Below are 26,398 nucleotides of genomic sequence, written 5' to 3'. Positions count from 1 at the left end.
GAAAATGTCATCCAAACTAGGGTTGGTCCAACTAAGCTTCGCCGTCGAGCCAGCCGATCTTGCTCTTCAGGAATCGAAAGCCCAGCACCTCGAAGCCGGCACGCTCCTTATTGTCCCGGCCGTAGGCATGGCCGCCCGCCGCCGGTTCGTAGAAATAGGCCTCGTAGCCCATCGCCTGGAGCTTCGCGGCCATCTTGCGCGCGTGTCCAGGATGAACACGATCATCCCGCCGCGTGGTTGCGATCAGGATCGGCGGATATTTTTGACCGCGCGTGGCGGCATGATACGCGGAATAGGTCTTGAGCCACTCCCAGTCGTCGCGCTTATCGGGGTCGCCAAATTCCGCAATCCAGCTTGGTCCTGCCAGAAGCTTGGTGTAGCGACGCATGTCGATCAGTGGGATCGTGCAGAACAACGCACCGAAACGTTCCGGATAGCGGGTCAGCATATTGGTGATGAGGATGCCGCCGTTTGAGCCGCCCTGGGCCGCGATCCGCTTGGGCTCCGTCACGCCGCGACGCACGAGATCCGCGGCAATGGCCGCGAAGTCGTCGTGCGACAATTTCTTACCGGCGAGCCGGCCGGCATCGTGCCAGCGCGTTCCGAACTCGCCGCCGCCGCGTAAATTTGCCTGCACCGTGGTGCCGCCGCGCTCCAGCCAAAGCTTGCCAAGCGCTGAATCGTAGTAGGGCCTTACCGAGATCCCGAAGCCGCCATAGCCGCTCATATGGACCGGCGCATCGCCTGTCTCGTCGGCTGGACCAGTTTGTACATAGGGAGTACGCTCGCCATCGATCGAGATCGCCTCGTGTTGGGTGACCACGAACCCATCCGCGGTAAAGGTCTTCGGCGCGTGCTTGAGAATGGTAGGGCTGCCGACGTCATTCTCGATCAGCATGAGCGAGGCTGGCGTCAGCGGATCCTGGCTCTTGACGAGTAGGTCGCCATTGCTTTCGGATGGGTCGCGATCAACGGGCCAGACGTCGACGACCCCGATGTCGGGAAGTCCGGGCAGTTGCGCACGGCACCACCCATTGTCGGATGGCGTGCAGATCTCGAAGACCGGCCGCAGTTCGTCGAGAATGGAAAGCACAAGCTTGCCGGCGCTCCAAAAGAACCCTTGCAGCCCACGGCGCGGGCTTGGTTCGAAGAGAACCTCGAACTGATGGTGGCCCGCAAGGAAGGCCACCAACGAGATGACGAGCACCGTATCCGCGGCATAGGTCTGCCCCGCCGCAGACCAGGATTCGCGCAGCTTCATGGCAAGCCAGTCGCGATGGGGTTGTATCCAGATGTGGCTTGGCAGATTGATCTTCGTCGTGGCACCGGATTCATCGCCGAACCAGGTGGCCAAATTGAAGGCGTCCAACTGATCGACGAACCACATCCGTCGGGGGACGATAGTGTGGTCGACATTGCAGCGAGCTCCGACATGATCGGCGGCGATCTCAAAGATCGCCGGCGCTTGATCCGCAGGCGTGCCGCGCCGCCACAACCTCACCGTCCGCGCATAGCCGGAGGTCGTCGCCATGCCTTGCCCATGAGAACTCGACAGGACCAGCGTATCGGGATCGAGCCATTCCACGGCGCCCTTGGCTTCTGGCAAGACGAAGCCATCGCGGACAAACGCCTTCGCGTCGGTATCGAACTCACGCAAGGTGACGGCATCGCTGCCGCCGCGCGATAGGCTCAAAATGGTCCGCCCATGATCCCCGGGTAGTGAGGCCGTCGCGCTCAGAAGCCAGTCTTCGCCCTCGCTGACACCGAGTTGATCGATGTCGACCAGAACTTCCCATGACGGCTTTGGCGTGCGAAATTCTTCCAGAGTGGTTCGTCGCCAGAGACCGCGTGGGTTGTTGGCGTCCTTCCACAGATTGTAGAGATAGCCGCCGCGCCGGCTTACATAGGGAATATTGTCCGGTCGATCGTAAATCGAGGTCAACGCGTCGCGATCCCGCTCGAATGCCGCTCCGTCAAACACCTGCAGTGTCCTGCCATTCTGCCGCTCGACAAATTTCAGGGCTCGCGCACCTTCGATCTGTTCCAACCATAGATAGGGATCATCGTCTGGAGCCGAGAGCGCGGGTTTTCCAACCCGCGACTTTGTCGTCGCGCCTGCTTTGACCACGTTTCAATCCATCCCTGGCATTGATGCGCACTCCCAAGACGACATCAAGCTTCGCATTCGTCAGTTTGGTTAAGACTCTGTCATTCTACAACCTGACGCAGCGCGAGCTTCAAGATAATTCCTTCGAAGTGAATGTTGCGCCACAGTTACAGCGGTTGGCGTTGACGTCGTTAGGACACGCGCAGCTAGAGCCATCCAAATAATAAGGCTCGAAATGAGAACTTGTGGTTTGTAACTGCGAGCATTGTGGTCTTTCGCGTCCCGGCACCCGTAGTCGACGCGAATCTCGCTTCGCAGCCCTCGCCACCACCGTCGGCAATTGCGGCCGGAATCCACGACTGGAGCGGCTTTGATGTCGGCGCCAAAGGCGGCTGGATTGGAAACAGGGCAAATGAATGTCGCAGGCATGATGCCCTCGAGCTCCCATGGGTGAGCGGCGGTACAGTCGGTGAACAGATCGGCTATCGCTGATAGATGGGCCAGGCGGTGAACGGTGTCGACATGAACGCGAGTTCCTCGCCAGCGGGGATTTCAGATAAGATTGAGGCGGATCGCGATGACGATGGCTTGTATCCGGCTGGTCGCACCCAGCTTTCGCATCGCGTTCTTGAGATGAAAGTTCACCGTATTCTCGCTGATTTGCAGTATCTTCCCGATTTCCCAAGACGATTTCCCCTCTGCCACCCACCGCATGCAGCCTAATTCCCGCTCCGATAGTGTGACTTTCCTGTTGCCGCTATTTTCCGAGGGGCGCGCGATTTCCACACACGCTGTGTGAAAGTGCCAGGCCAATGCATTGAGATGACTTATGCAGTGCTGAGGATCGGCATCATCGAACCGAGATGCAAAGGATACCACAGACAGTCGACCCAGGGGCCCAAACAATGGCACACTCATGCCATGCTTCAGACCCGCCTCTCTGGCCTCGTCCAGTACGCGCCTCTCGTCGGGCTCTAGTTTATATTGGTCGGCGAGTTGATCCCATAGAAATGGCCGCGAAAGCATTGGTGTTCGCCGGACCACCGGGTCGATTGTATGGTATCTGCGCTTAAAATACCGATCGCACCAATCGGACGGCCACTTTACGGCCACCGTTGGCGGTGGATACTCCGGCAGGCGAAGCGGCTCCACGAAATTGAGTGCTCCGTAAGCGACTTCACTGAAGCCTTCCTCGTTCGCACAGCCCACAAGAAGCTCGAACAGCGCTCTGAGAGATTGCGTTCGATTGGCGCATTCGGTGAAGCTGAAAAGATCCATTTTGGGCGCCTCAGGGGGCCGGCCCAAAAGGCCGGTATTGCGCCGTTCGATTGAGCTGGTTTCAAGCGGAGACAAGTTCCATTCCGTTACCCGAACTGTGGGCTTCGCTCTTCGTGAAGTCTGAACACTCGCCCCCAGACGCTATGCCCGTATTCGTTCCCCTCCGCGCCAAGTGCCGCACCACGGGCGCGCCGAAAGTGCGGCAGCGCCCCTTCATCCAAGCTCAAACAGCACGCCGCATTAGCCGCGCGGATGTCTATTCGATGTCGCCTGTCCCGCTCACCGATGATGCGACAGGCGACCGTGCTGATGTTTGCCAAATTGAAGATCGCCGCATTCTCGTCTGTATTACTGGCAACGACCGGGTCTGCGCTTTGACTCCTGCCCTCCACCATGCCGCGACTGGCGGCATCGACATAGGCCTTTAACTTGAACTTGTGGTTTTGCTGGCGTGCCAGATTTGTCATTCGGCGGCACTCCCATCTTCCTGCAACAGCTGGCTCGGCAGCCATTTCCGGGTCCTGGTCGTGACGCAACCCGGCGCGCGTTCTGAAGATTCAGCCGGCGGTTCGGAAAGAGTGCCGGTGGTAACGACGGCGGCGGTATAGGCGAAGTTGGATTTTGCGGATTCGGGCTTCGGCACCAATGAAGCTTGGCTCCGCCTCGATGCTGAGTACGAGATCCTGGGCGCTGATCTTGGCAACCGAGGTGAGGTGCAGCACGCTAAGCCGTTTGGCGATGCCGCGCTCCACGTGTGCGGTGTCGCTGTCGATGCTCTTCTTATCGGTGAAAATGAAATCCCGCGGGCCATATTCCTTCCCTATCCTACAGATCGGCATCGCCAGTCCGTAGCTCGTCGTCATCGTGTTGACGCCGGCGAGGACCCGCTTGATGAGCAGCCCGACACGATCGTCGCGGAGATCGCGCGCCTTGCACAAGGAGCGCGCGGCGCCCTGAGGCTTCAGTCGGGCAGCGCCCACACGAACGAATCGTAACAGTCGATAATGGTCGGCCCTCCTGGCGCCTGATGATGTTGCTCAGGAGGGGGCCCAGAAACGCGCAAACTCGGGAGACCTGCTCGATGCAGAGGACATTTTGCATGCGCATCTCCAAGGGAGAGGACCTGGGATGCGAACAGCAAGGCTCGTACCAGTTATGGCGATGGAGAAAATCAGGTTTCGAGACAAGGACTTGAGAGGATTACGATCGATCCCGCGCGTTACGTCCATTGATGCATTCGCGACATCGGGAGGAAATACGACAGCGCCATTTGGCTTAGTCGCTCGTGATGGATCGCTTGGATTTGGCTTTTCTCATGGATCGCGCGATCTACGTCCAGCATGCAAGCGCGGCCGCAAGCTCCGCTCAGTCATCCGTGATGTCCTCATATCGTTTGTCGAATAACGAGAAGCCAGCGGACAAGTACAAGGGCAGCGCCTTCGGACTGTCGAACTCGTCTGTGCGAAGCCAGATTCGGCCTGGCCAGCTAGCCCATGAAGTTTTGAGACATTCCGACAGAAAGTAACGCCCAAGCCCTTGCCCCTCCAGTTTGGCATCGATCCCGAAAAACAGCAGCTCCAGTTCGCGGTCGGACTGTTGGCGGGACTCACATAGACCGCGGGCAATGCCGCCGACGCGCAACACCAGGATGATCAGCCCGTCGATGAGCTGCGCCACCTCAGCCTCGGGCCGTTTCGTGCGGATATCCCATTGAACACGGTCTCCGACCAGGCGGAACAGCTGCAGATACTCTTTCACCGCGAGTCGCTCTCTGGTGATCGAAAGAGGCAGCTCAGGCGGTGAAATCCTCCTCATCTTCGATGGGGCGGTCATCTCAAGATAGGCGACCCACGCCATGATCCGCTCTTCGCTTCCCGATCGGGAAGAAGCAGAAACCGGTCGATCAAAGCGCGTCGCCATCGTGGTGAACAATCCGCTGCGGTCTAACGAACTCGGTGATGTAGGAGGCTGACACAGTGCAACGTCTCAACCCATTTACGCGCGAGGCGACCGCGTCCCTTTCGCGCCCCTTTGCTACGCGGTAGCCAGTCATGTACGGGCCGAAGGGCTGGAGACGCGCGGCGCCGGGACGCCCCCGCAGCGAGGGCGTCGACCTTGAGGTCAATTTGGCCGGCGGTTCCGTCCGTCTCGCTCTGCGGCCGTGAGCGGCTTGGCAACATTTCTCACGATCGTGGCCCGGCATTTGGTGAGCATCTCCTTCGTGTACATTCCGCCGAAGTAATCCAGAACGAAGGTGCCGGCATAATCCGGATCATCGGCGATGCTGCTGATTAGGCTGTCGAGAATTTGGCCAACCCCCGGAATGCGGTCGCAGTAGCGGGCGCGAATCACGTTAACCGCGTTCATCGAGTGAACCGCCTCGTCGGCAATCACTTCCCTCAGCCAATGAACGAATCGACTGCTCCCAAGTCCGGCATAAAACTCCTTATCCTTAGCATAGGCGCGGCAAGTACACATTTCATCGAAAGCGATCATAACGATCAGAGAGAATTCGTCTTCCAGGTATTCATTGATTGCACTGAAGTCATGCGATCGAGCGTCCAATCTCTCCCGAAGATCCTTTTCGGATCCGCCGGCGACGAGCTCCATGATGCGGATGAAGCCATCGGTGTGACGCTCTTCGTCCGCAGCCCAGGCATTAAAGAACGCTTCAGCTTCGCGGGTTGCGATCGAATTACGGATCGACAACTCCTTCTGCAAATGCCTTGCGTCATACTCCGTGTACAACTCTGGCCACAATTTGTCCCAACGTGCGCGCACAACCGATGGTTCGGCGGTGAACATCACCGGCGTCAGAGTGTTGAACAATTCTTTGGAACTCCAGCTCCGTCGAACCGGCGTGATCATCCGACTACTCCGAATTACGAGCGGCGCAATCCGTCTGGCAGACGCATTTTTTCTTCTTCCGGGCGCTCGCAAGGCATCTTTGCTACACACAGAGCATGCTGTCGCCTCCTCGTTTTGGTGGGATGCAATTCCAGGCCGCATCCCTTCTCCCTGAAACGTAGTCCTGACATCACGACACGCCCATCGCGGGCCGTCACTGATCTCAGTTAACTCGATCACCGTGACCTTGCCCCCAAGTTTCATCCAGTCCTGAGTTCGCTCTGGCAGTTGGGTCTGCCCGTTTGGGCGGTGGTAGCGACGGGACCTGGCGCGGAGCAGCATAGCGCAGCGCCAGGTCCCGGCGCGGGTAGCAGGTGATGGCGGACTCGGACGGATGCAGGTCGAGGCCATCGAGCGCGAGCTGGCTCAGATCCAGCGAGTAAATCCGATGGCGAAGTTGCTGTCCTCGATTCCCGGCATCGGTCCCATAACGGCCACGGCTCTTGCCGCGACCGTGCCGGACGCGACCATGTTCCGCTCCGGGCGGGAGTTCGCGGCCTGGCTTGGCCTGACGCCTAAGCAGAATTCTACCGGCGGGAAGGATCGGCTCGGCCGCATTACGAAACAGGGCGATTCCTATCTCAGGCACTTGCTTGTCATCGGAGCACGTAACGTCGTTCGGTACCCAAAGGCACGCTCCCGGGTTGGAGGCGGCTGGATCGAAGCCCTGCTTGAACGGCGTCGGCCCATGGTCGTCGCCATCGCCGTTGCCAACAAGTTGGCCCGGATCGTCCGGGCGATGATGACGACCGGGGAATTCTATCGGCCAAAGCTCGCGGCCTGACTTTCCGCGTATCCTGGCCACCTTATGGTGTGAGGGCAAATGACAGCATGATGGACACCGGCGGAGCTGGGGTTCGAGCAAGCCCGAAGAGCTTTAAGCGCAACAAGCGCGACCCGTTGATGAGGCCTCGATCCGCGATCTCCATCAGGGCCAGCGGCCATGGCATCGGTCGCACTAACAGGCCGTATACATGAACGCACCCGACCGGTATTCAAAGTGCTGCTGAAATCCCTTGCATCCGCGGGGCCGTCTATACATGAAGCTCTCGATGAAGGCGTTCTGCATGGGCTTGCCCGGCGCGATGTAGTGCCAGGCAACGCGGCTCCGATCGGCCCACGTCAGGATGGCGTTGCTGGTGAGCTCGCTGTCATTGTCGCTGACCACCATCTTCGGCTTGCCGCGCTCGGCCATCAGCCGGTCCAGTTCCCCGCGCCACCCGGGTGCCCCAGAGCGAGGTATCGGCCACCAGCGCCAGACACTCGCGGGTGCAGTCGTCAACCACGGTGAGGATACGGAAGCGGCGGCCATCGGTGAGTTGATCCGACACGAAGTCGAGCGACCAGCGATCGTTGGGAGCCATCGGCACCATCATCGGGGCCCTGGTCCCGATTGCCCGCTTGCGGCCGCCGCGGCAGCGCACTGCAAGCTTCTCCTCCCGGTAGAGCCGGAAGAGCTTCTTATGATTGATCAGATAGCCCTCCCGCCTAAGCAGAACGCAGGCGCCGATAGCCGAAGCGGCGGCGCTCCTGGGCGATCGCCCTCATGCGCTGGCGAACGCGGATTTGACGATGCCGCAACAGGACGCTAACAGCTTGATTTCATTGGGACGCTGGAAGGCAACGTGAACGAGGGCGAAATTTATCTATCTCCTTCCATAGCGAAGACGACATCGAATCTCTCCCGCCCCGCCACGCTATTTTACGCCAACTACGATAAAGCGTCATCTTGCCGCAGAAAGCCCTGCGGACTCCAGGGATTCTGGAAAGCCGAAAATGCACCTCCCCGATCAATGCTCCGCGTGCCGGTCGGCATTTTCGAGAGCGAGATCGCCCGCGCCAGTCCTCGTCAGCATCATCCAAGACGCGGCTGGCCCGAAAGACGGCACGCGTTGGGGTGCCGTTACGTTGAACTGATCGGCAAATATCTCGAGTGGATCGACACCGCCGTGAAGTCGCTGGGCAGTCACATTGTCAGGTGACCGGAAAGGAATCAGCATTATTCCCGGTGTCGCGATGCTTGATGTGCGGCCTGAAACCGGTTTTCCGCCAAGACACTTTTGCTTAGCAGCGCGCACCTCGAAACGAGGTACCATCTGCTGTACATTTGTGATTCGAGATCAGCGGTTTAGGCAATGGCAGACGTCTTCATCAGCTACTCCAAGGCGGAACGCAAACTGACCGAAGATTTGGCGAAGATTCTGGTGGGCGTCGGCCTCACCGTCTGGTGGGACACGGAGTTGCTGCCGATCCAGCGGTTCCGGGCGGAAATCGACGCGCAGCTCAATGAGTGCTCCGCGGCAGTGATCATTTGGTCGGCTACATCTGCGAATTCCGATTGGGTGCTATCTGAAGCCGATCACGCCATGCGCCAAGGCAAACTTGTCAACGCGCATCACTCTGACATTCTGCCGGAGCATTTGCCCAAGCCTTTCGGCCAGATTCATGCCGTGCCGCTGACCGACACGGACCGCATCCTCAGAGGAATCAAGCTCATCACCACCGGCAAGCCGCCCAAGGCGGCTACAGTGTCCTCGGGCGAGACAAGAGCTATCGAATTCATTACAGACGCTGTCCAAGATGCGCTCAAATACGCTCCACAACTACGCGATCTGGCCGATCGCGAGGGGTGGGAAGACGACGAAACATATCCGAATGATCTGCTGAAGCTGGCTGAGAAGGTAATGACGCCACTCCGGCTGTTCCGCGAACGATTGCCATATACAGATATCACCAGCTATCGCGGCAGGCGGCTTGTCGAGCATCTGGATGAGGCGACGACATACGCGCACAGGCAGATATCCAAGGAGGTCGGGTGGCTGCGGTCGCACGGCAACAGCGAGAGCGTCGTCATGGGTGCACGCGGAGATCTCTCGGTTGCGGCCGAGCGGTTGCTGGAAAAGGTGGAGCTGCCCCCCAGATAAGCGTCAATCTCGAGCCATTACTCAAAATGCGTCGCAATCTGCGTTATTGCGCATCGATTGCCCCTGGCGTCAAAAAAGGGGAACGTCAGGCCAATTGTCGGGCACCAGAGCTGGTGGTTTCGTCCATGGATCCTCCACCAAGGCGGCTTGGAACCAATCTTCTCTCAGATTAGCGTGTTCTGTGACAATGAGTTGAAAGCCCGGAGCATCCTGCGTGGTGAAGCGCTGCAGCGTCTCGAACAGCCGCCGAACTGCCTCAAGGTCCGCATCCTTTTGGCTTTCCGTTTGCTCAATAGAGCCACCAGCGGCTGCATAGGAAGTCTCGGAAGGGAAGTAGACCTGGGTTGGCTGATCGATCAGCATGAACCGAGGAATGGGATGGTCGTACGTTGCCGCAAACCGATGCAGTGCAAGCAAGGCTGCGAGGTGGTACGCTAAATGGTTCTCACCGCCACCGGTTCGATTCATGTATATCGGGCGACCAGGTCGATCAATGACAACCGTCAGATGGTGGAGATCGAGATGAGCGGGATACTCGCCGAATTCACCGCCAAGGTCGCGAATATAGCCTGACATGTGTAACGCGATATTGCTGAGCGTCGAAGCGAGGCGCGTGTCAGAATCGTCAGCACCCAACCTTTCTTCCAGGTCCGCAACCCGTGCCTTGAGTCGCCGCTCTTCGGCCTGAAGCCTTAGAAGCTCGGTATTTGGCACTAGGTTCTCCAGGAACAGGCTGATGCGCCCCACGACCCGTGATGCCGCGTTGTTCCTATTGGCCAACTGCGTCGCCATCTCGCTGGTGGCAATGGCAGAGGAAAGCTCGACTTCCTTGCCCCGGATTTGATCCCCAATGTCGGCCAGTGCCTTCTGCTGATCGGTCAAATATGCGACCAACGCCGGCCGCTCGCCTGCGACTGCTGTCAACTCGGCATCGAGGGTTTCCAACTCGCCCAGAAGAGCCTTCGCAATAGGTCCGTCCATCCCAATGTTGGCCTGGGCGAAGGGCCATTGCCACTCACCCGTAGCTTTGTCGACGGGCAGCGCCTTTATCGAACTCAGGCGTTCACGCTGCTCGCTTACCTCGCTCTGAAAACCTTCCGCGCGCTTGGCAAACTGTTGAGCACCATCGATGCGGCGCTGAACTTCGCGACGCCGCTCCCTGAGATCAAGCAATTCGTTTTCGATGCCGGATACACGCGCCCCGTCATCTTCCGGCACAGATGTTGGTTTCCAATCCAGAGCCCGACCAAGAAGAGCGGTTGGCGGCACGTCGCTGTCACCAAGCGGAATCTCTACTGCCCGGGCCTCAGAAAGAAGGCCGATAGCCCGTTCCTCGGAGTTGTCGATTCCCTCTCGCGCCTGTTGGAGTAGCTTCGCATTGAGACGAAGTTCACGTTGCGCGTAGCGGAGTTGAGATTCGAGCGTGAACTTGTCTTTCCCAGACACGCCAAGAAGGATGGGCAATGTATCCTTGATGGCTTGGGGCTGTTGCGGCTCGTTCTGACGATAGAATAATTGGTCCTTGTTCGTGACGATCCCTTGCTTCTGGAATAGATAATAGAAGGCGTGCTTCACATTGGCATCGAAGCTGGCTCGACTGCTCTCGATCGGAACGTCGGTCGTGTTCTCCGGAATTCCAAGCAAATGGGTGAGCAACGCGACGACGCCATCATCGCTGTCGTTTACGGCCAGCTCCGAGAAATCCGGCGCTTCGACCTTTGCTCCGCGTCGCACCATGGCCATGTTCAGGCTCAGAGCGCCCGGAGCAGGCGCCGGCTTCGCCACAAGCACTTCTTCGCCATCGAAGCAGTAGATCACCGCAAACCAAACCACGCGGTCGCGGATGACCCCCTCCGGAACGTTGAAAGTCGAACGACCCATGCAGTACTCGATGATATCGGACAATGCCGATTTCCCCGTCGAGGAGCGACCGGTAATGACGTTCAATCCATCGTGGAACGTCACGTCGCGGCGTCGACCGTCATTGCTGTAGACGTGTATCGATTTGATCTTCATGGTCGAACGCCCAACGTCGTGTAGATGGTGCCTCTGTCTGCAATGCGCGCGAACTCCTTCCCGAGGAACGCCGCCACGCGCTGGCAGGCCTTTGATTCATCGCTGCCATTGATGGTCTTGCGCACTCCAGCGGAATTCGGAACCAGTCTCCCATCCGGGCTCACCGTGACCGCATCGCAGTGCATCAGAAGCCCGAGCCCTTCGAGGGTGAATGGCAGCACATCTGTACAGCGCTTCCCGAAACCCACCAGCAATTCTGGATGGTCCGCTACTACTTTCAGGAAGTAACTTCGGTTTGCGCGTTGCAAAGTCTCTCTTGAGCTTTGTTGCAAGCACAGCGGCAAAACCAGGAGCGAGAGCGAAAACGGCATTCCCTTGTCGTCCTCGGCGTGGAACGCTGCTAGGGCTCGGAAGAGAACAAGGCCACAGAAGGCTGGGTTGAAGAGGTTTCGTATCTCTATCGGGCGATCGATCCACTGCTTCATGCCGCAGCCTCAAGGATCTTGGCCAAGCGTTGCAGGAAGTGAGGATGCCAATGAACCCTAGGACGTGGGCTGTCGTTGGCGAGAATGTGGAATGTGCCTCGAACGACATATGGTTCGGCAACACGTTCGCGGATTCTCAGCTGGCCGGTCGACTGTTCCGCCCATTTATAGAGTTCTCTGCCAGCCTCAATACAAGCCTCCTCCGCGCTTTCGTCGGTGATGTTTTCGCAGACGAGCTCCCGGTACCGGGCCCATTCATCTACCAGCTTGTCCTCGTACTTCTCAATCTCGTCCGAGACTAGGAGGTTGGCGCGAGCCCAACTGGAGCGCTGCTCGAATGCCCGGTAATAGTCGATGATGGCGAACCGGATTCGTCCAGCTGACAAATTCAAGGCCCGCAGCTGTTCCACAAAGCGACGCGGATCGTTGTGCGCATCGACACCGCTCGCGGGGAGGCTGTCGCCGAATGTGATCGGTAGATTGTCGACTTTGTATTCGTCGGCGAGGACCGCCAGCTTATCCGTCACCTCCTGAACCCGGATCGGCTCGGTACGTTGGCCGGTCAGAAACTCTATAATCTGATTCAGCCACCATCCCTCAAGCCGCTCGAAAAGGCTCTGTCGTGACTGGCGCCTCACGGTGATCAGGCGCCGGTTGATGAGTTCCGGAATCTCGTCGATGCGCGGTGTATCCGGGAAGATTGTGATGCGAGCATAGAAGTCGCTAGCCTCCTCGGCGCTTAGGTCCGCGAGGTCAGCCTTCACCTTGGCGATCTCTTTCGACTGACTGGCTGCCAATGCGTGAGACGCATCCTTAGCCCTCGCGTCGCCATCGGCATCTGTGTCGGCGAACTGCTCCAGGAAAGAGCCTGTCGCAATAACTGCGGTAGTAAAGAGCAGGAAGTATGCGTTGGATCCAGCTCTTCCCGTGGACTTGTAATGAGCCAACCAGATACGCACCGATTTCCAGAAATCGGTCGAAAGATCCGAGAGACGGTCGCCCTGCGCTTTGTGCTTGAGGGAAGCCAGCGATATTCGGCCGTCTGCTTCCACGAACTCGACGTCGTCGTTTCGCTCGATGTAGACGACGCAGTCTTCAGGAAGTGCTAAAATTCTCAACAGAGCAAATCTGGGTTGGAAAATGTAGCCAAGCCCTTGCTCTGCAGCCGAGAACGGAGAGCCGGTCTCAGACATGCAATATGTGATGCACTAAAAAATACAGGATGCTCATCCCCCTCCCCGAGCGCAATAGAGTGCCGATATTCATAGCACATTTGTGTCCGCCACAATAATTTCGATACGGCTCTTTTGGCCGCGCTTCCCGTCCGCCGCCTCGATTAGCCGCGTTCGCTCTGCGTGAACTGTCGGAAGTGCCGGAGTGGGGATAAGGCCTTTCCTTCCGGGCTTCTAGCTAGATCGCCGTTCTCATAGACCTCCAATCAGCCGATACCGATCGGTCGACGAGGACAATCGGCCAGGTTGCTTCTTGCTCACCGGCTCGGCAAGCGTGCTGACCCTGCCGCGTATCACCCATGGCTGCGCATTAGGAGATCGGAATGTGATTGGCGTGCCCGGCAAGCCAAGTTTTGATTGTGAGTTTTCTGCATAGTCAGGCTTAGCAAATTTGCAAATCTATAAACTTGCCTTGGGTTTGAAATACTACTATATTGCTAAGCATGGCTGAGCCTTCTGGTAGAAAACTAAACTCCCTCGAACATACCCTCCCGGAAGGCCTATTGGTCGATGCCGGGTGGATGACGAAGCATGGCTATTCGACAGGTCTGCGCAGCCAGTACGTTTCGGCAGGCTGGCTGGTTCAGCCAACGCGTGGAACTTTCAAGCGCCCGCTTGGCACCCTGACATGGCAGAAAGCTGTCATATCGCTTCAGACGCTGCTTGAGCGCCCCCTGATCGTCGGAGGGCGAACCGCGCTCGAATTGCAAGGCTTTTCGCACTACCTCCGGGCTGAAGGGCCGACCGTCGTCTATCTGTATGGTCCTGATGCTCCGCCCGGATGGCTCTCAAAGCTTCCGCTCAAAGAGCGTTTCACATTCCGCAAGAGCACAACGCTCTTCAAAGCCGATCCCGTGACGAAGGGGCTCAAGAACTTCGCCTGGAATGTCCAGAAGAATACCGGCGCAGCTGCCGATGAATTCCAGGCAGGACCATTCAAGCAGATATGGGGCGAGAGCGAATGGCCACTCACCATCTCATCGCCCGAACGGGCGTTGCTTGAACTGCTCGACGAGCTGCCGCATAGCGAGAGCTTCCACCAGGTCGACATGCTTGTTGAGGGCTTGCGCAACCTCAGTCCCCGCAAGCTGCAAAAGCTGCTGGACGATTGCAGAAGCGTGAAAGTCAAAAGGCTGTTCTTCTGGTTTGCCGACCGGCACAACCATTCATGGCTGAAGCAAATAGACTGTGACAAGGTCGATTTGGGGAAAGGAAAGCGCATGCTGGTGAAAGGCGGAAGGCTCGATCCGAAATATTTGATCACCGTGCCGGAGGATCTCAGTGCCCCTATCTGAACGCTATCGGCATCAGGTGGCGCTGCTGATCGAGACCTTGCCATTCGTTGCGGCGGTAAAGGATTTTGCTCTCAAAGGCGGGACTGCGATTAATCTATTCGTGCGCGATATGCCGCGTTTGTCAGTCGATATCGACCTGACCTACCTGCCCGTCGCCGGCCGGCCGGAATCGCTGGCCGCGATCGATGCGGGCATGAAAAGAATGGCTGTCGCCATTGGCAAGGGAATTCCGGGCGTCAAGGTGAATGAGGTCGTGAACCGCGCGGAAGGCATCGTTACCAAGCTGACACTTCAGAGGGCCGACGCCCAGATCAAGATCGAAGTCACTCCCGTCCTTCGCGGCTGCGTCTTCGATCCCGAGATGCGATCCGTGCTTCCGAACGTCGAGGAGAGCTTTGGTTTTGCGGAGACACAAGTCGTCTCGTTTTCCGACCTCTACGCGGGAAAAATCGTCGCCGCCCTTGACCGCCAACATCCTCGCGATCTTTTTGACATCCGCGATCTTCTGGCGAATGAGGGCATCAGCGACGACCTGAGGCGCGCTTTCATCGTCTATCTCATCAGCCATGACCGGCCCATTTCGGAGGTTGTGGTGCCGCGGCGAAAGGATATCCGCCAGGAATTCGAGCACGGCTTCGAGGGTATGACCTCAGATCCGGTCTCGCTGGATGAGCTATTGAAGGCCCGCGAGGACTTGATCGCCGAGGTATCTGGAAAGATGCCGAAGGAGCATCGGGAATTTCTGATCGGATTCAAGCGCGGGAAGCCAGATTGGGCTCTGTTGGGCGTCGATGGAGCGGCAGAGCTTCCCGCAGTCCGATGGAAGCAGATCAATCTTGATAAGCTGCGTGCCACAGATCGCGAAAAGCTTGTGGCTCAGTTGATCGCAGTTCTTAAGTGAGGACCATGGCCGCTCTCACCACGCCTCAAGAATTTCTTCGCATATCGCAAATACTCGCGAACCTGACCGTGTCGGTCCCGATCGCTCTCATGAGGGCATCGCGGCGCTTGAGCGAGTCGGATATCGATGACCTTCTTTATAAGTTCTCCGACGGCGTGAACGACCCCAGCAATGAGCGGGGCTGGCATTTTCGGATAATTCCTCTCCGGCCCTAGCCGCGGAGGCGCGTGGTGCTTGACGTTAGCAGGCTTTCCGTAAACCCGACGAGCTGCTCAAGCGTATCGATGAGTGCGACCTGAAGCGGGAGAACGTTGATGCGCGCTTGGGGCTGCTGGGCGACGGCAGCGAGAATGTGATCCCGTTCGACCACCCGAAGTTCGGTGAGCTTTACCGTTCGGAGGTTAAGAAACTCGTCACCGCGCTCAAGATCAATCCGAAAAGTGATAGAAACCCGCGTCGCCTTCCGTAACTTGATTGACTGCATTGTGCTGCATCCGGGTCGTAAGCGGATGGGCATGCAGTAGGGCTGTGGAGTAGGCTCGGTCGCTATAGGATAAAGTAGGAGCCGTCGTCGTATAATAGCGTAGAGAAGGCCGGCATCGTCCGCCCGGGTCGTCCGGTATCTCATGGTCATGCGGCAGCAGCCGATGGCTTTACACGCCCGCCGTTCGCTCATCCCGTAGACCTCCACGAGGTGGGCGACAGCTTTCCGCTTTCCCGCGGGCGTCACCATTTCTTTCCCAACAGGTCCTTCAAGGCCGCATTGTCCAGCATGGCGTCGGCCAAAAGTCGCTTTAGCCGCGTGTTCTCGTCCTCCAGCGTCTTCAGCCGCTTGGCCTCCGAGACCTCCAGCCTGCCGAACTTGGCTTTCCATTTTCCATTTGTAGATGCTGGCGTTGCTGACGCCATGCTTGCGGCACAGATCGGCGACCGACACGCCGGCCTCATGCCCGTTCAAAATCCCGATGATTTGCTCTTCCGAAAAGCGGCTGCGCTTCATGCTCTGGTCCTAATGTGGGCCAGAGTGAACTTCAAACTGGATTAAGTCCGTAGGACAAGGTCAACCGAGACGAATTCGAACGTAATGTCGAAGGCAGCTTCGCATGGCCTTTCTCACGGCGGGCGCTCTGTGTCCGGTATCGCGATCATCATGCGCGTCCTAGATCACAGCGAGTGCTTCCTCCGGAACAGTAAGGCGCCCTCAGATGGCTCCCTGCGTCAATAAACTATCATGTGCGGCTGTGAACGTCAGGACCGCCCTTTTTGAAATGGAGGAAGTTACAGACGTCATAATACTCTGCGCCGTGCAAGCGGAAGCCACAAGCCGATATGCGATTCTTCAGGAAGACCGGATCGAAAGCGAACGCCTGGAAACCGTTGGAGCAGTCTAAGCGGACATAGTCATCGGTACGCACCACACGCTGAACGTTGATGCCGCAAAGATCATAGTATTCCAGGCGCGCTACGGTTGCCGTCTCGCTGGTTGAAAAGAGCGACAAAGCGAGATCAAAGGGCGCTTGGCAGACTCGTGTGAGAAACTCCATTGGCGCATCCATCGTACCGAGAAAATTAAATGGCAGCATGCAAAGCACCCTTCCGTCATATCGCCTCATTATCTCATTGATCAATCCCGTTCTTTTGAAGAATTTGTTAGCCTCACAGCGGATAACCGCTCCGTTCCTGCTTTTTAACCGTCGTGCACGAGGTGGATTTATATCGATGCCAAGGTAATCATTGTCTTCGTTTTTGACGCCTAGGAGGCGGTAGCAACTACAACCTACCTCAATGATCAAATCGTATCGGGTCGAGCGCAGGAGATCGAGATAGAAGACCCTCTCACAGTTATGGAACTGACGCACCTTAGCGGAGAAGTAGTTCGGACGCATGAGACGTACGCCCTCGTCGCCCAGATAGATCGCTCGATTGACTTGCTTGGATTGGGGGACGGAGAAGTTCACCGGTGCCTCATATCATCTCGATAACGCTGAAACATAAAGCCTACGGCAGCGCCGCCCGATTCCCGTGGTCAGTTCATCGCTCAGCATTTTCGCGGCTGACGCCATATCCCCCACAGTTTGCTCGGGGCAGATCAGGTCGACCAAGGTACCCGGCGGGGTCCAACTCTCGGGCAGATCCGTTACGTCAATAGTAATAAGATCCATCGAAACCAAGCCGACGATTGGCACACGAGTACCACATATGAAGACATGCCCTCGATTGCCCAGAATACGCGGGAACCCATCTGCATAACCAATAGAGGCAGTAGCGATACGCATCCGCCTCTTCGCCGTGTAGGACCTGCAGTATCCGATAGCTTCCCCATGCTTTACTTCGCGACATTGAATGATTTGCGTTCGCAGACGGACGACTTGCGACGGCTTGAAGTAGGGATCATCGGACGTCGAAAAGCCGAAAATCCCTCCACCGGACCTTATGAGGTCAAAATGAAATTCACATCCGGCGAATAGTCCCGCCGAGTTCGATAGTGAAAGAATGGCTTTCGGGAACAAATGAGAGAGTTTGCGGAACCGATGTAATTGTTGAAGACTGACCTCGTTTCGCCACTCTGCACAGGCGAGCTGACTCATGAACAGCGCTACAGGTAATTCCGACAGCCCGTTTTCATTCTCGGCGACCGTCTGCAACTCATCCATGGGAAAACCTAGCCGAGACAGACCCGTGTCGACGTGAATGCCGGCCGGCAACGCCCGATTGCGACGTCGGCAATGCCGAAGCCACGCATCCAATTGCTCCCTGCTGTTCAGGATTGGCAATAAATTATGCCGCTCGGCAACCGGCTCCATACCTGGCGTAGCGCCGTGGAGCATGTAGATCTTTGCAGATGATGGCAGCACATCGCGCAGGGCAATGCCTTCCTCTACATCGGCTACGAAGAAATGCGTGCAGCCAAGGTGAGCAAGGAACGGCGCTATCCGTGCCGCGCCAAGACCGTAGGCGTCCGCCTTGACAACTGCGCCGCAAGCGCTATGGGGCGCGAGCGCCTGAAATTTTCGATAATTGGATTGAATGGCGCTGAGATCAACAATCATGGTCGATCCCGAGTTATCGCCATAACCGGTATCTGCAAATTTATGAGAGAGGTTGACTTCGATATCAATCGGGTCAGGCATATGCCTTCCCCCTCATGTCGCGGTGATGACAGGGAGATCCGGAGAATAAAGGGATCGTATTGCCTCCTCCGCACACGCTGGCCCAAAGCGAAACCCGTTACCTGCACCGCCGCCAATGACGTGCAGGCCGGCGACACCTCTCACTGGACGGGAGAACGGGACACCGTCGTCGGAATAGCAATCGCAGAACACACGTGCTGATGCCACCGCGGGCACGTCCGAAGAAAACCATTTTGCCAATATTGCGGTGGCGCGCGCGAGATCATCCGAACTGACATGCAGACTATTTATCTCCGGCCTCACATCCCATTCCTGCGAGGCGAAACTGAACAACCAATATCCTTCCTCGATCATGGGAATGAGAAAAGCGTAGTCATCGAACAAGCCGATCATTGGACAGTTTGGGGTGGGGCGCGCCGCCAGGTGAAGCGCGACGACCTTTTTAACCCGCAATCGCGGTTCGTCCGTGAGATGCTCAAGCAATGGTGAATCTGGTAGCCAAGGACCAATTGCCAGGATGGCCCGTTTCGCCGAGAGTTCGCGATCATCCGAGGTCTGAAGAAGAATATTGCTTGGTCCCTGCCGTATCCTTTCAATAGATGTCCCTTCGCATATGGAAACCCCGACGGCCTTGAGCCTTTGGGCCAGATCCCGAACAATGGAATCTACCGGACTGTAAGAACCCCGATCCAGTGCCACGGCCATATCGCCGGGAATCAAAAAACGCGGCAGCGAGGAAAGCCTCTCGGTCAGCGCGAAGGACGTTGATGGGATCGTGCCGCCCACGCTACTGAGTAGCGCGAGCTCGTTGGGATGACGTGTCAACCAATACACATCACAGTCTCGGCCGATGGGCCACCGCCCATGGGGATAGATCCCTCGCCAGAACTTCGAACCGCGATTGATGAGGTCTCTTTCCTTCTCGTTACGACGGATGTTGATTTGGATTCCGGGAGCAAACCCACTGGCCCCTGCCCCAACGATATCTCGTTCGAAGATGACGATTCTTTCCCGCGGACTATTGCTCGCTGCGATGACGGCAGCACTGAGGCCCATGACGCCGGCGCCAACCACCGCTAGGTCATAAATCCTGTCGGTCATCGAGTTTCTTTCCAGGAGATGGACAAGGCGCTCAGAACTTCGCTGCCGCGATTTTCCAAATGATGGGTTCGATCTGGTCGCAGAAACACAAGGTCGCCTGCCTTGACAGCCAACTCACCATCGTCAGTTATCACCTGACCGTGGCCGCTCGTGATGCGCCAGATCTCGGTGGAAGGATGGGAATGAGGCGTCGACACCGCGAACGGATCGAGCCGGAATTCGATGAGCTCGACGGGACAAGTGGTCTCGGGATCACCTATTCCTTTGACGCCCTGCATCAGCACACCAGGGCTATAGACCGTTATGTCGCCCAAGGTAATCAGCTGTGCATTCTTCATAGCCACTCCCAACAGATATAGGCCGGATCGCGGCATCCTGCCGACTTGCTCGCCGCTCAACGAGAGCCATCCGAAGCCCGTGCTATTCCCACTTGACGACGCCCGTTGCAGGCCCGCAATCGTAAGCTACGCGGCCAATGATAGAATTGAGGACCGTTGAAGCGCGCCAGGGAACCAAACTGAGATTTGTATCAGCGATGCCATGTTGAAAGCGTGCGCCATTCTGTACGTACAAACGACATCTTTCGGGGCCATCAAAACGAGCCGAAAAGTCCTTCTCGACCACGACCTCCTGAGAGCCACCGGGCGTACTCACAACCGTGAGCCGGTTTGCGATCGGCTCCAGGAACGAAGGGATTTCGGTGCGGTAGCCTGTGGCTAAGACGACAATGTCCGCGACTAGCTCCGAACAAATGCCTGTCATCTGCTGACGCAAACCCAAGCGAAAGGGAGACACACCGTGCAACTCGTCAGCCGTGGTGTCGATACGGATTTCTACGTGAGCCGGGTACGAGTCTCGATGAAGCTCGCGATCGTAAAGTGCGTGGTAGATAGCACGAAGCGTCGAGCAGTTGACGCCATCGCTCGCCAACGACTGTCGTTCAAGAATTTGCTTCCGAGCAGATTCGCTTTGCTCAAAGAACCAGCCACCATATTGCGGAAAGAACCATTCATTGACGAATGGGCTATCTTCGCGCGCGAATATGTTTGCGCGGCGCGTCACCCAAGTGAGGGCTCCCAGCGCGCCGTATGCACCACTCAGGAGATGAAGAAATATTTCGGCCCCGCTTTGGCCACCACCTACGACCACAACGCGCTTGCTCGAAAGTTCGCGGCGCTGCACGAGAAGAGCACTCCCGTGAAACACCTCGTTTGGCGCATTCTTGCCCCAGTCAGGAATAAACGGCACTCTGCCCACGCCAAGCACAATCGTAGACGTTTGATAATTGCGGCAACTAGTTATGACATTAAAGGACTCGCCGCGTAGTTCGACTGCAAGAACATGTTCGCCGAATTGAACGTTAGCCAGCTTTTCCGCCGCCCATCGCAAATAATCTTCAAATTCACTGCGGCTAACATACTTGAGTCCACGAACGATTGCTTGATAAAGCCGCTTTTTATCATGCAAGTAGGCGAGGAAGCTGTATGCGCTCGTCGGATCTGCCGGTGTAACCAAGTCCTTTAGCGGGCTGGTTTGCATAAGGGCACCTGCTACAAGAAGACCGGGATGCCACTTAACCGCCTCTGACCTTTCAAGGATGTGCAGAGAAATTTCCGGAATCGGAGCCGCGAGCGCTGCCAAGCTTAGATTCGACGGCCCTGCACCGATCGCGATTACGTAATAGCTATCGTCGTGATTCAGCATCTCACGATCCCTACAAGGAGCCACTCAATGCTTCCGGCTGGTTGAGAACACTTGGATTGCAAGAAGGACACCATTAGCGACAATAAGCATCATCGCGCTCAACAGCAGATAATCGACGCCGCCGGCTTTCACGATTTGCCCGGCGATGTATGGAAATCCGAATAGACCAACGAAGTAGGAGAGCGTAAAGACCTGAGAGGAAATGGCCAAAGATGTCCTATCAATACCTGCAATGTAGATAACCATACTGTTTAAAGTCGAATAGCTGAGACCGTATCCCAGCGCGAACATCGCTGTTCCGAGGATGTAGATTGCCGTGCTACCGACATTCATGAAAAGGATGAATAGCCCCGCGATAGTGCACACGATGAGAAACGCGATTGCGCGTTCAAGGCGAACTTTTCCAATTATCGTCGCCACCGCGAACCGCAAGAAGACGGCTGTCAGCGTGAAGACCAGAAAGAATGTATCTGGAGACTGCGCCCGCGATGTAGCGTAAAGCGTTTGGAACGTGGAAAGACCGGCGAAAACGCAGGCCCCAACGCCGATCATGATGATCGGATAGCGCGTGTTCGATTTGAAGACCCCTAGCACGCCTTCAACGGTGAGTCGTGCAGTGGGCATTTTGATCTGAGGAGCTTGCGCCAGCGCTCTACCGGCGAACTCCAGAAACATCGTACCAACGATACATGCAGCCGCAAATAACGCGTAAACTGCAATGTAGGATCCAGCAACTTCCGCAACGGCGCGGGCGAGAGGGGCCGCGAGCCCGATGCCCAGCATTTGAGATCCGGAAAGCAAGGTAAGATACTTGATACGGGCTTCAGCTCGCACGTGACACAGGACTGGAAGCGGCGCCAGTATATAAAATACTGACCATCCAATGCCGAGAAAAAGCCCACCGATGTAAGCGAAGATCGGCACAGTCCATGCTGATGCGAAACATACCATCGCTATCGCCATCATCGCCGCGGCAAAGGTGATAGTTCGCATCATGCCAAGTAAATCCGCGATGCGGCCAGCCACAAGCGAACAGAGTATTGTCGCGATCGTACCGGTCGAAATAACGGCCCCGGCGGTCGCGGCGCTTTGTCCGATGGACCGCAGAGCGTCTACGAGAAAGAAACTCGAGCCATAGGATGCGGCCAAGCTGATACTGCCAAGCATGAAGGGAATTGAGACCTCCAACGAGACAGCATTGGGCAACTTCTCGGCGGGAACGATTGCCGTGGCGGGTGTCATGCTGCAATCTTTCCTGGAAGGCATCGATCAAGATCTGCAGCCGCCAATCTGCGCCCATCGATGCTCGGTACTGTTCCGCCTCGTTGGGATGAAGGCGTCGAGGCGCATGCAGCAAGGGGATGCCCGCCATGACCGAGCCAGTGCCATAAGGCCTCTGTTATCTTTGGCATCAGCGGCCAAGCCAGTATGCTAAACCCCATCAGCCATGTATACGCGGCCTGATGGTCCGGCTTGGCATCAAGATAATCGACCCATTCGATAACCGACCTCGAAGCTTGCGATACTCGCAGATGGTCTAGCGAAAGGGCGGCGCACTGTTGCTCGTAGAGCCGATCCAGCGTGATCATCATTGCACCATCGACGCAACACCCGGTGAGAGCCGGCATCGTGTTTATGGACTCGGTACAACGGTCGATGGCTGCAGGTATCTTATCGAAGAGTGTGTTGTAACGATCGACCAACTGCTCTGACACCAAATCGGACTCGGCTTCTTCCGGACAAATTTCCGACAGGCACACTCTAAGAACATCGATAGATATATTTGGCGTTCGAGCGATTTCACCTGCCCAGATCACGTGACCGCGACTGGTGGAGACCTTTGATCCGTTCAGCCGAAGGAAGTAGTTAAAGAACATTCGATCAAACGGGCGAAACAAGTTCTGGCCCAATGCGCATCCAGTAGCACCGACAAGCATCGGAATTGTGTTATCGATACCGGTAGCGCTAATGAGGAACGCATCGGAATCGCAGGCAAAAGGACTGGGCTTGCCGGCGCCCTCTGTGTCTTTATGCCCGCAATAGAGAGAATGAGCGTAGAGTAACGAGGAGTAGCTAAACAATATCTGCTGGGTGTTGAAATGCCGCGAATTCCAAACCAACCCGTGCAATCCCGGTACAGTCACCCGCATTTGCTGTCCTTTGCGCGCGACATACCGCTTCCCTATGTCCAGAAAGCCAGGTTCGATGGCCGTGTCGTCCCACGTCCGTAGAAGTCGGTCGTTTCCCGAAATTGAAAGGAAGGCGGAAACGTTGTCCCTCCATTCTACGATCCGCCCTCGCCTCGATACCGGATTCAGTGCTTCATCGGGTTCGAAATGATGTCCGCATTGTTCGCAGAAGAAGCTACCCGCAGATGCCGCGCAAACCGGACAGTCCGCACCAAACCAGCCTCCAATGCAAAATCGGTCTTCTGGCCGCGTGGCAGCGGAACCCGCATCGTCCATTGGCAAGCGCGCCGCGCGGAAATCCAGGGAGCCGGCTGCAGATAAGGCACCCATGAGCGCGTTGCTGACATCCGAAAAGCGCTGCAGATTTTTGCCATACGCTGGATCATCGAACGTATCGAAAACTATGCCTAGCGAGGCGAGATCCTCAAGAATTTTGACATGGAAGCCATGTGCCAAGTCCGACGGGTCAATGTTCTCACGAGCCGCTCGGACCAGGACATGGTTCTCGAAACCGTCGGTCGTCAGTCCAGAACGGACATGATGCCCCGCCCTCTTGAGGTGCTTCTGTACAACATCCATTCTGAGAAATGGCCCGGCAGCGTGCCCCAGATGTGCTCTGCCATTGGCTGTCAAGTTGACGGGCGACACATACACATCAACGGGATGCGTGTTCGCTACATTTATCCTCGGGATAGTTGGGCTTCTTCTCATATCTATTCATCTGCACAAATGCCTTCCATGAACACATGAAAGGGCCGCCAGCGCTACCAACCAGCAACGGTCTGATGTGGAATTTATCGAACTGTTATCCTGGAAATACCCAAACAGATGCCCAGATATTTCCCCGGCAAAGACGAAAGCGCACGCGACTTGACGAGGTTATGGACGCAATCCGGTAGCGTATTTCAAACCGGGCTCCACAATCAGCGCAAGAGCTGTAGCACTCTATCTTTGAGGTTTTCGAGCAGACGAACCCTCTTTCGCTCGATTCTTGACGAATCGCTCTAACTCAGCGCGCGACATAGCTAATCTCCTCGCCCAACTACCGGCCTCTTGGAAGCGACCGGTGATGACGCCGGAAACAAAGCAAGCGGCGCGCCAAACTGAAACTGCTGATTTTGCGCTTTGTCTGATCGTGCGTATCGTCGACTTGCCGACATTGGTCTCGAACCTAACAAGCGGCTCAGTAAAGCGGGATGAGAGTTCGTTATCGGTATCTACTCAGGAGCTATCCGGGAAAGTGGGCGATGACGGCATGCCTCTTCGCTCAAGCCGGTCGGCAACCGCCTCGATCATATGGAAGGTTCTAGTTGCAGAACTAGGCGCAGACATAGAAGCTCACATCGGCTCACAAACTCAGCAGCCGATAACCGATCGATCACCCACTCTTCCAGACGGGGTCTCTTTGCTTTCAATTACCCATAATTTCAGCCCCGATCGCGGCCCCCAATTCGAGGTCGGTGAGTCGCGATAGTCCGCGCCAGATCACGATATTTCCTGGAGGTGGATCGTTGGCCCGTGCCAGGTATCCTCCGAGCCGCGCGATCTTGACGACATAGTGGGAGATCGTGGTTCGTTGAGAGCGGTTGGCGCCCCGATCTTTCACCAAATGATCGAGAAGCTTGATTTCGGGATCCGTCAGCGCCGTTTGCGGCGGCGCATTCGGCGTGGAGCGATTGAGCATCGTTATCCAGAAGACGCGCCAGCTCACAATGCAGAAGACCGCGATCAGATTGACCAAGCGCTCAGCGGTTCGCAATTTCGACTCCTCCGCCTTGCAGCCCGATTTGAGGATCTTATGGAAGACTTCGATCTTCCACCGCAGCGCGTACCACTCGAGCTTCTCGATGGCGTCCTTGCGCGATTGGACCGGGAGATCGGTGAGAAGCTTCCACTCGATTTTCTTTCGCCGCTTCGGCGTTCCCCGCTCCTCGGCATGGATCACGGTCAGAGTGAGTGCGGGATATTTCTTCTGCTTGCCGATCGGCGGCAGAATTCGAAGCTTACGGAAGCGAATTTCAAGAAGCGCTTCATCCGGATCACCTTTGTCATCCTTGACAGCCACCCGGTGCAGACCTTTGACCGCGACCTCGTCCATTTCGGCGGCAATTGTATGATTGCCGTCCCGGCGAGTCGATCAACGCAGGTTCGCACCAGGAAATGCGTTCCAATCTCCTCGGCCAGACAGAACAGCTCATAAATGTCGCTCTCGCGATCGCCGATATGAACGCATCGTCCAGGTGCAGCGAGAAGGTCGGTCGCTTGCCGCAGATTTTCCAGCCAACGGACGCTCTCTTTCTGTTCGATCGGAACCCGTGTCGGATTGATCTTACGCTTCAGCGCCGTCGCCCCCTTGAACTTCTTGCGTGTCCAGAACTTGATTGCCGCCAGGCCGAGCGGAAGTCCATCGGTCGTCACGGCCAAGCTCGAATGCATCAGGATGCCGCACTGCGTGCGCCCTGCCGTCTTGCCCGTAAAGCCAATCAGATCCGGTTTCTCGCGCTTGAAGCTGAATTCCGTCGTGTCATGGAGGACAAGGATCGGTCCCTCCGTTGTCGTCGCGCGCCCGTGCGTCGCCTCAAAGTGGCCGCCAAGAATATCCGCCTCGTTGACCCGTTCGTTGGAGAAGAAGCGATACGCGGCCTTCGTGTTCGCCCAGTCCTGACAAACTAGCGGGATGCTCTGACCCATGTCGCTCCCGATCTGCCCGAGCAATTTGCAAAATCGGCGGCCGAGCCGCTCATCTTTAAATTCACACCCCGCAACTTCCCGATCAACCCACGTCTCGACGCCGGTCGTCAATCGCTGAGCACGCGCTTTCGCAGAATCCTTTAATACCAAACCCACCGAGCACCATCAAATTTCGAATCAGGTGCTCGACAACGAATCACAACAGATTCTGCCGATTCAAGATTTCGCCTCGGACGCGTCGTCTAAATCGACGGCCAATTGTGGGTAATTGGAAGGTCTCTTTGCCGCTTACGAAACGTCCAACCGTATTTGGTCCCTACCTTTTCATGTCGCCGGGCTCGTCGATCTCGCGACAATAGGCAATCTCATCAAAGCAGACGTATCGGAGTGCTGACGCCCAACAAGAGCCATCGCAGATCGCGCCAATATGACCGTGA

23 protein-coding genes and 2 pseudogenes are annotated in these 26,398 nt (G+C 56.8%); 5 read left to right on the top strand and 20 right to left on the bottom strand.

Annotated elements, in window-relative coordinates; translation table 11 throughout:
- Nucleotides 1–31 precede the first annotated feature (31 nt).
- From ACFFWD_RS07650 to ACFFWD_RS07625, 6 genes are all read right to left on the bottom strand, one after another.
- The gene (locus ACFFWD_RS07650; protein ID WP_376963107.1) at nucleotides 32–2,128 is read right to left on the bottom strand and encodes a prolyl oligopeptidase family serine peptidase; all 2,097 of its coding nucleotides are present in this window, start codon (nucleotides 2,126–2,128) and stop codon (nucleotides 32–34) included.
- A gap of 531 nt (nucleotides 2,129–2,659) precedes the next feature.
- Complete coding sequence (locus tag ACFFWD_RS07645) at nucleotides 2,660–3,385, bottom strand: LuxR family transcriptional regulator (RefSeq protein ID WP_376963105.1); 726 nt, start codon at nucleotides 3,383–3,385, stop codon at nucleotides 2,660–2,662.
- An 86-nt stretch (nucleotides 3,386–3,471) separates the two neighbouring features.
- The gene (locus tag ACFFWD_RS07640; RefSeq protein WP_376963103.1) at nucleotides 3,472–3,852 is read right to left on the bottom strand and encodes a hypothetical protein; all 381 of its coding nucleotides are present in this window, start codon (nucleotides 3,850–3,852) and stop codon (nucleotides 3,472–3,474) included.
- A 90-nt stretch (nucleotides 3,853–3,942) separates the two neighbouring features.
- Nucleotides 3,943–4,365 carry an adenine nucleotide alpha hydrolase family protein gene (locus ACFFWD_RS07635; RefSeq protein ID WP_376963100.1) on the bottom strand — a complete coding sequence of 141 codons (423 nt, stop codon included), beginning with the start codon at nucleotides 4,363–4,365 and terminating at the stop codon, nucleotides 3,943–3,945.
- A 385-nt stretch (nucleotides 4,366–4,750) separates the two neighbouring features.
- The gene (locus ACFFWD_RS07630; protein ID WP_376963097.1) at nucleotides 4,751–5,305 is read right to left on the bottom strand and encodes a GNAT family N-acetyltransferase; all 555 of its coding nucleotides are present in this window, start codon (nucleotides 5,303–5,305) and stop codon (nucleotides 4,751–4,753) included.
- 201 nt (nucleotides 5,306–5,506) lie between these two features.
- Complete coding sequence (locus ACFFWD_RS07625; protein WP_376963094.1) at nucleotides 5,507–6,253, bottom strand: hypothetical protein; 747 nt, start codon at nucleotides 6,251–6,253, stop codon at nucleotides 5,507–5,509.
- Nucleotides 6,254–6,629: 376 nt separating this feature from the next.
- Here ACFFWD_RS07625 and ACFFWD_RS07620 point away from each other — a divergent pair.
- Nucleotides 6,630–7,076 (top strand): annotated as a pseudogene (locus ACFFWD_RS07620) (IS110 family RNA-guided transposase); the annotation flags it as partial.
- Nucleotides 7,077–7,334: 258 nt separating this feature from the next.
- On the opposite strand, the pseudogene ACFFWD_RS07615 reads toward ACFFWD_RS07620, so the two are convergent.
- Nucleotides 7,335–7,849 (bottom strand): annotated as a pseudogene (locus tag ACFFWD_RS07615) (DDE-type integrase/transposase/recombinase); the annotation flags it as partial.
- A gap of 68 nt (nucleotides 7,850–7,917) precedes the next feature.
- On the opposite strand from ACFFWD_RS07615, the gene ACFFWD_RS07610 reads away from it, so the two are divergent.
- Nucleotides 7,918–8,274, top strand: coding sequence for a hypothetical protein (locus ACFFWD_RS07610; protein WP_376963092.1), 357 nt, complete (start codon nucleotides 7,918–7,920; stop codon nucleotides 8,272–8,274).
- 153 nt (nucleotides 8,275–8,427) lie between these two features.
- Nucleotides 8,428–9,216, top strand: coding sequence for a toll/interleukin-1 receptor domain-containing protein (locus tag ACFFWD_RS07605; protein ID WP_376963089.1), 789 nt, complete (start codon nucleotides 8,428–8,430; stop codon nucleotides 9,214–9,216).
- A 69-nt stretch (nucleotides 9,217–9,285) separates the two neighbouring features.
- Here the strand turns inward: ACFFWD_RS07605 and ACFFWD_RS07600 are convergent, their stop codons facing one another.
- The 3 genes from ACFFWD_RS07600 to ACFFWD_RS07590 are packed head-to-tail and all read right to left on the bottom strand — an operon-like array spanning nucleotide 9,286 to nucleotide 12,910.
- Nucleotides 9,286–11,232: a DUF3732 domain-containing protein gene (locus ACFFWD_RS07600; RefSeq protein ID WP_376963086.1), complete on the bottom strand. Its 1,947-nt coding sequence runs from the start codon at nucleotides 11,230–11,232 to the stop codon at nucleotides 9,286–9,288.
- Nucleotides 11,229–11,717: a three component ABC system middle component gene (locus ACFFWD_RS07595; protein WP_376963083.1), complete on the bottom strand. Its 489-nt coding sequence runs from the start codon at nucleotides 11,715–11,717 to the stop codon at nucleotides 11,229–11,231. Before ACFFWD_RS07595 ends, ACFFWD_RS07600 begins: the two co-directional genes overlap by 4 nt.
- On the bottom strand, nucleotides 11,714–12,910 hold the full coding sequence (locus tag ACFFWD_RS07590; protein ID WP_376963081.1) for an ABC-three component system protein: 1,197 nt from the start codon (nucleotides 12,908–12,910) through the stop codon (nucleotides 11,714–11,716). Before ACFFWD_RS07590 ends, ACFFWD_RS07595 begins: the two co-directional genes overlap by 4 nt.
- 482 nt (nucleotides 12,911–13,392) lie before the next feature.
- On the opposite strand from ACFFWD_RS07590, the gene ACFFWD_RS07585 reads away from it, so the two are divergent.
- Entirely contained in the window at nucleotides 13,393–14,244 is an 852-nt protein-coding gene (locus tag ACFFWD_RS07585) for a type IV toxin-antitoxin system AbiEi family antitoxin domain-containing protein (RefSeq protein WP_376963078.1), read from the top strand.
- Nucleotides 14,231–15,145: a nucleotidyl transferase AbiEii/AbiGii toxin family protein gene (locus tag ACFFWD_RS07580; protein ID WP_376963075.1), complete on the top strand. Its 915-nt coding sequence runs from the start codon at nucleotides 14,231–14,233 to the stop codon at nucleotides 15,143–15,145. The genes ACFFWD_RS07585 and ACFFWD_RS07580 overlap by 14 nt, the downstream gene beginning before the upstream one ends.
- 211 nt (nucleotides 15,146–15,356) lie before the next feature.
- On the opposite strand, the gene ACFFWD_RS45245 is transcribed toward ACFFWD_RS07580, so the two are convergent.
- From ACFFWD_RS45245 to ACFFWD_RS07530, 10 genes are all read right to left on the bottom strand, one after another.
- Complete coding sequence (locus tag ACFFWD_RS45245) at nucleotides 15,357–16,145, bottom strand: transposase (protein WP_446680514.1); 789 nt, start codon at nucleotides 16,143–16,145, stop codon at nucleotides 15,357–15,359.
- 229 nt (nucleotides 16,146–16,374) lie between these two features.
- Nucleotides 16,375–17,103, bottom strand: coding sequence for a hypothetical protein (locus ACFFWD_RS07570; protein ID WP_376963072.1), 729 nt, complete (start codon nucleotides 17,101–17,103; stop codon nucleotides 16,375–16,377).
- A 12-nt stretch (nucleotides 17,104–17,115) separates the two neighbouring features.
- Nucleotides 17,116–18,276 (bottom strand): alanine racemase, encoded by a 1,161-nt coding sequence (alr, locus tag ACFFWD_RS07565; RefSeq protein ID WP_376963070.1) that lies wholly within the window; start codon nucleotides 18,274–18,276, stop codon nucleotides 17,116–17,118.
- Nucleotides 18,277–18,288: 12 nt separating this feature from the next.
- On the bottom strand, nucleotides 18,289–19,377 hold the full coding sequence (locus tag ACFFWD_RS07560; protein ID WP_376963067.1) for an NAD(P)/FAD-dependent oxidoreductase: 1,089 nt from the start codon (nucleotides 19,375–19,377) through the stop codon (nucleotides 18,289–18,291).
- Nucleotides 19,374–19,715, bottom strand: a complete 342-nt coding sequence (locus tag ACFFWD_RS07555) for a cupin domain-containing protein (protein ID WP_376963064.1) — start codon at nucleotides 19,713–19,715, stop codon at nucleotides 19,374–19,376. Before ACFFWD_RS07555 ends, ACFFWD_RS07560 begins: the two co-directional genes overlap by 4 nt.
- Nucleotides 19,716–19,797: 82 nt before the next feature.
- Nucleotides 19,798–21,081 (bottom strand): lysine N(6)-hydroxylase/L-ornithine N(5)-oxygenase family protein, encoded by a 1,284-nt coding sequence (locus ACFFWD_RS07550; RefSeq protein WP_376963062.1) that lies wholly within the window; start codon nucleotides 21,079–21,081, stop codon nucleotides 19,798–19,800.
- Between the two features lie 24 nt (nucleotides 21,082–21,105).
- Nucleotides 21,106–22,323 carry an MFS transporter gene (locus tag ACFFWD_RS07545; protein ID WP_376963059.1) on the bottom strand — a complete coding sequence of 406 codons (1,218 nt, stop codon included), beginning with the start codon at nucleotides 22,321–22,323 and terminating at the stop codon, nucleotides 21,106–21,108.
- Entirely contained in the window at nucleotides 22,320–23,918 is a 1,599-nt protein-coding gene (locus tag ACFFWD_RS07540) for a class I tRNA ligase family protein (protein WP_376963057.1), read from the bottom strand. Before ACFFWD_RS07540 ends, ACFFWD_RS07545 begins: the two co-directional genes overlap by 4 nt.
- Nucleotides 23,919–24,681: 763 nt before the next feature.
- Entirely contained in the window at nucleotides 24,682–25,335 is a 654-nt protein-coding gene (locus tag ACFFWD_RS07535; RefSeq protein WP_376963305.1) for an IS4 family transposase, read from the bottom strand.
- Nucleotides 25,218–26,072, bottom strand: a complete 855-nt coding sequence (locus ACFFWD_RS07530; RefSeq protein ID WP_376963055.1) for an IS4/Tn5 family transposase DNA-binding protein — start codon at nucleotides 26,070–26,072, stop codon at nucleotides 25,218–25,220. The genes ACFFWD_RS07535 and ACFFWD_RS07530 overlap by 118 nt, the downstream gene beginning before the upstream one ends.
- Nucleotides 26,073–26,398: the final 326 nt, after the last annotated feature.

It is taken from the genome of Bradyrhizobium erythrophlei (assembly GCF_042430365.1).
Classification (GTDB): Bacteria; Pseudomonadota; Alphaproteobacteria; order Rhizobiales; family Xanthobacteraceae; genus Bradyrhizobium; species Bradyrhizobium erythrophlei.
This window is presented reverse-complemented; position numbering and strand designations above follow the sequence as displayed.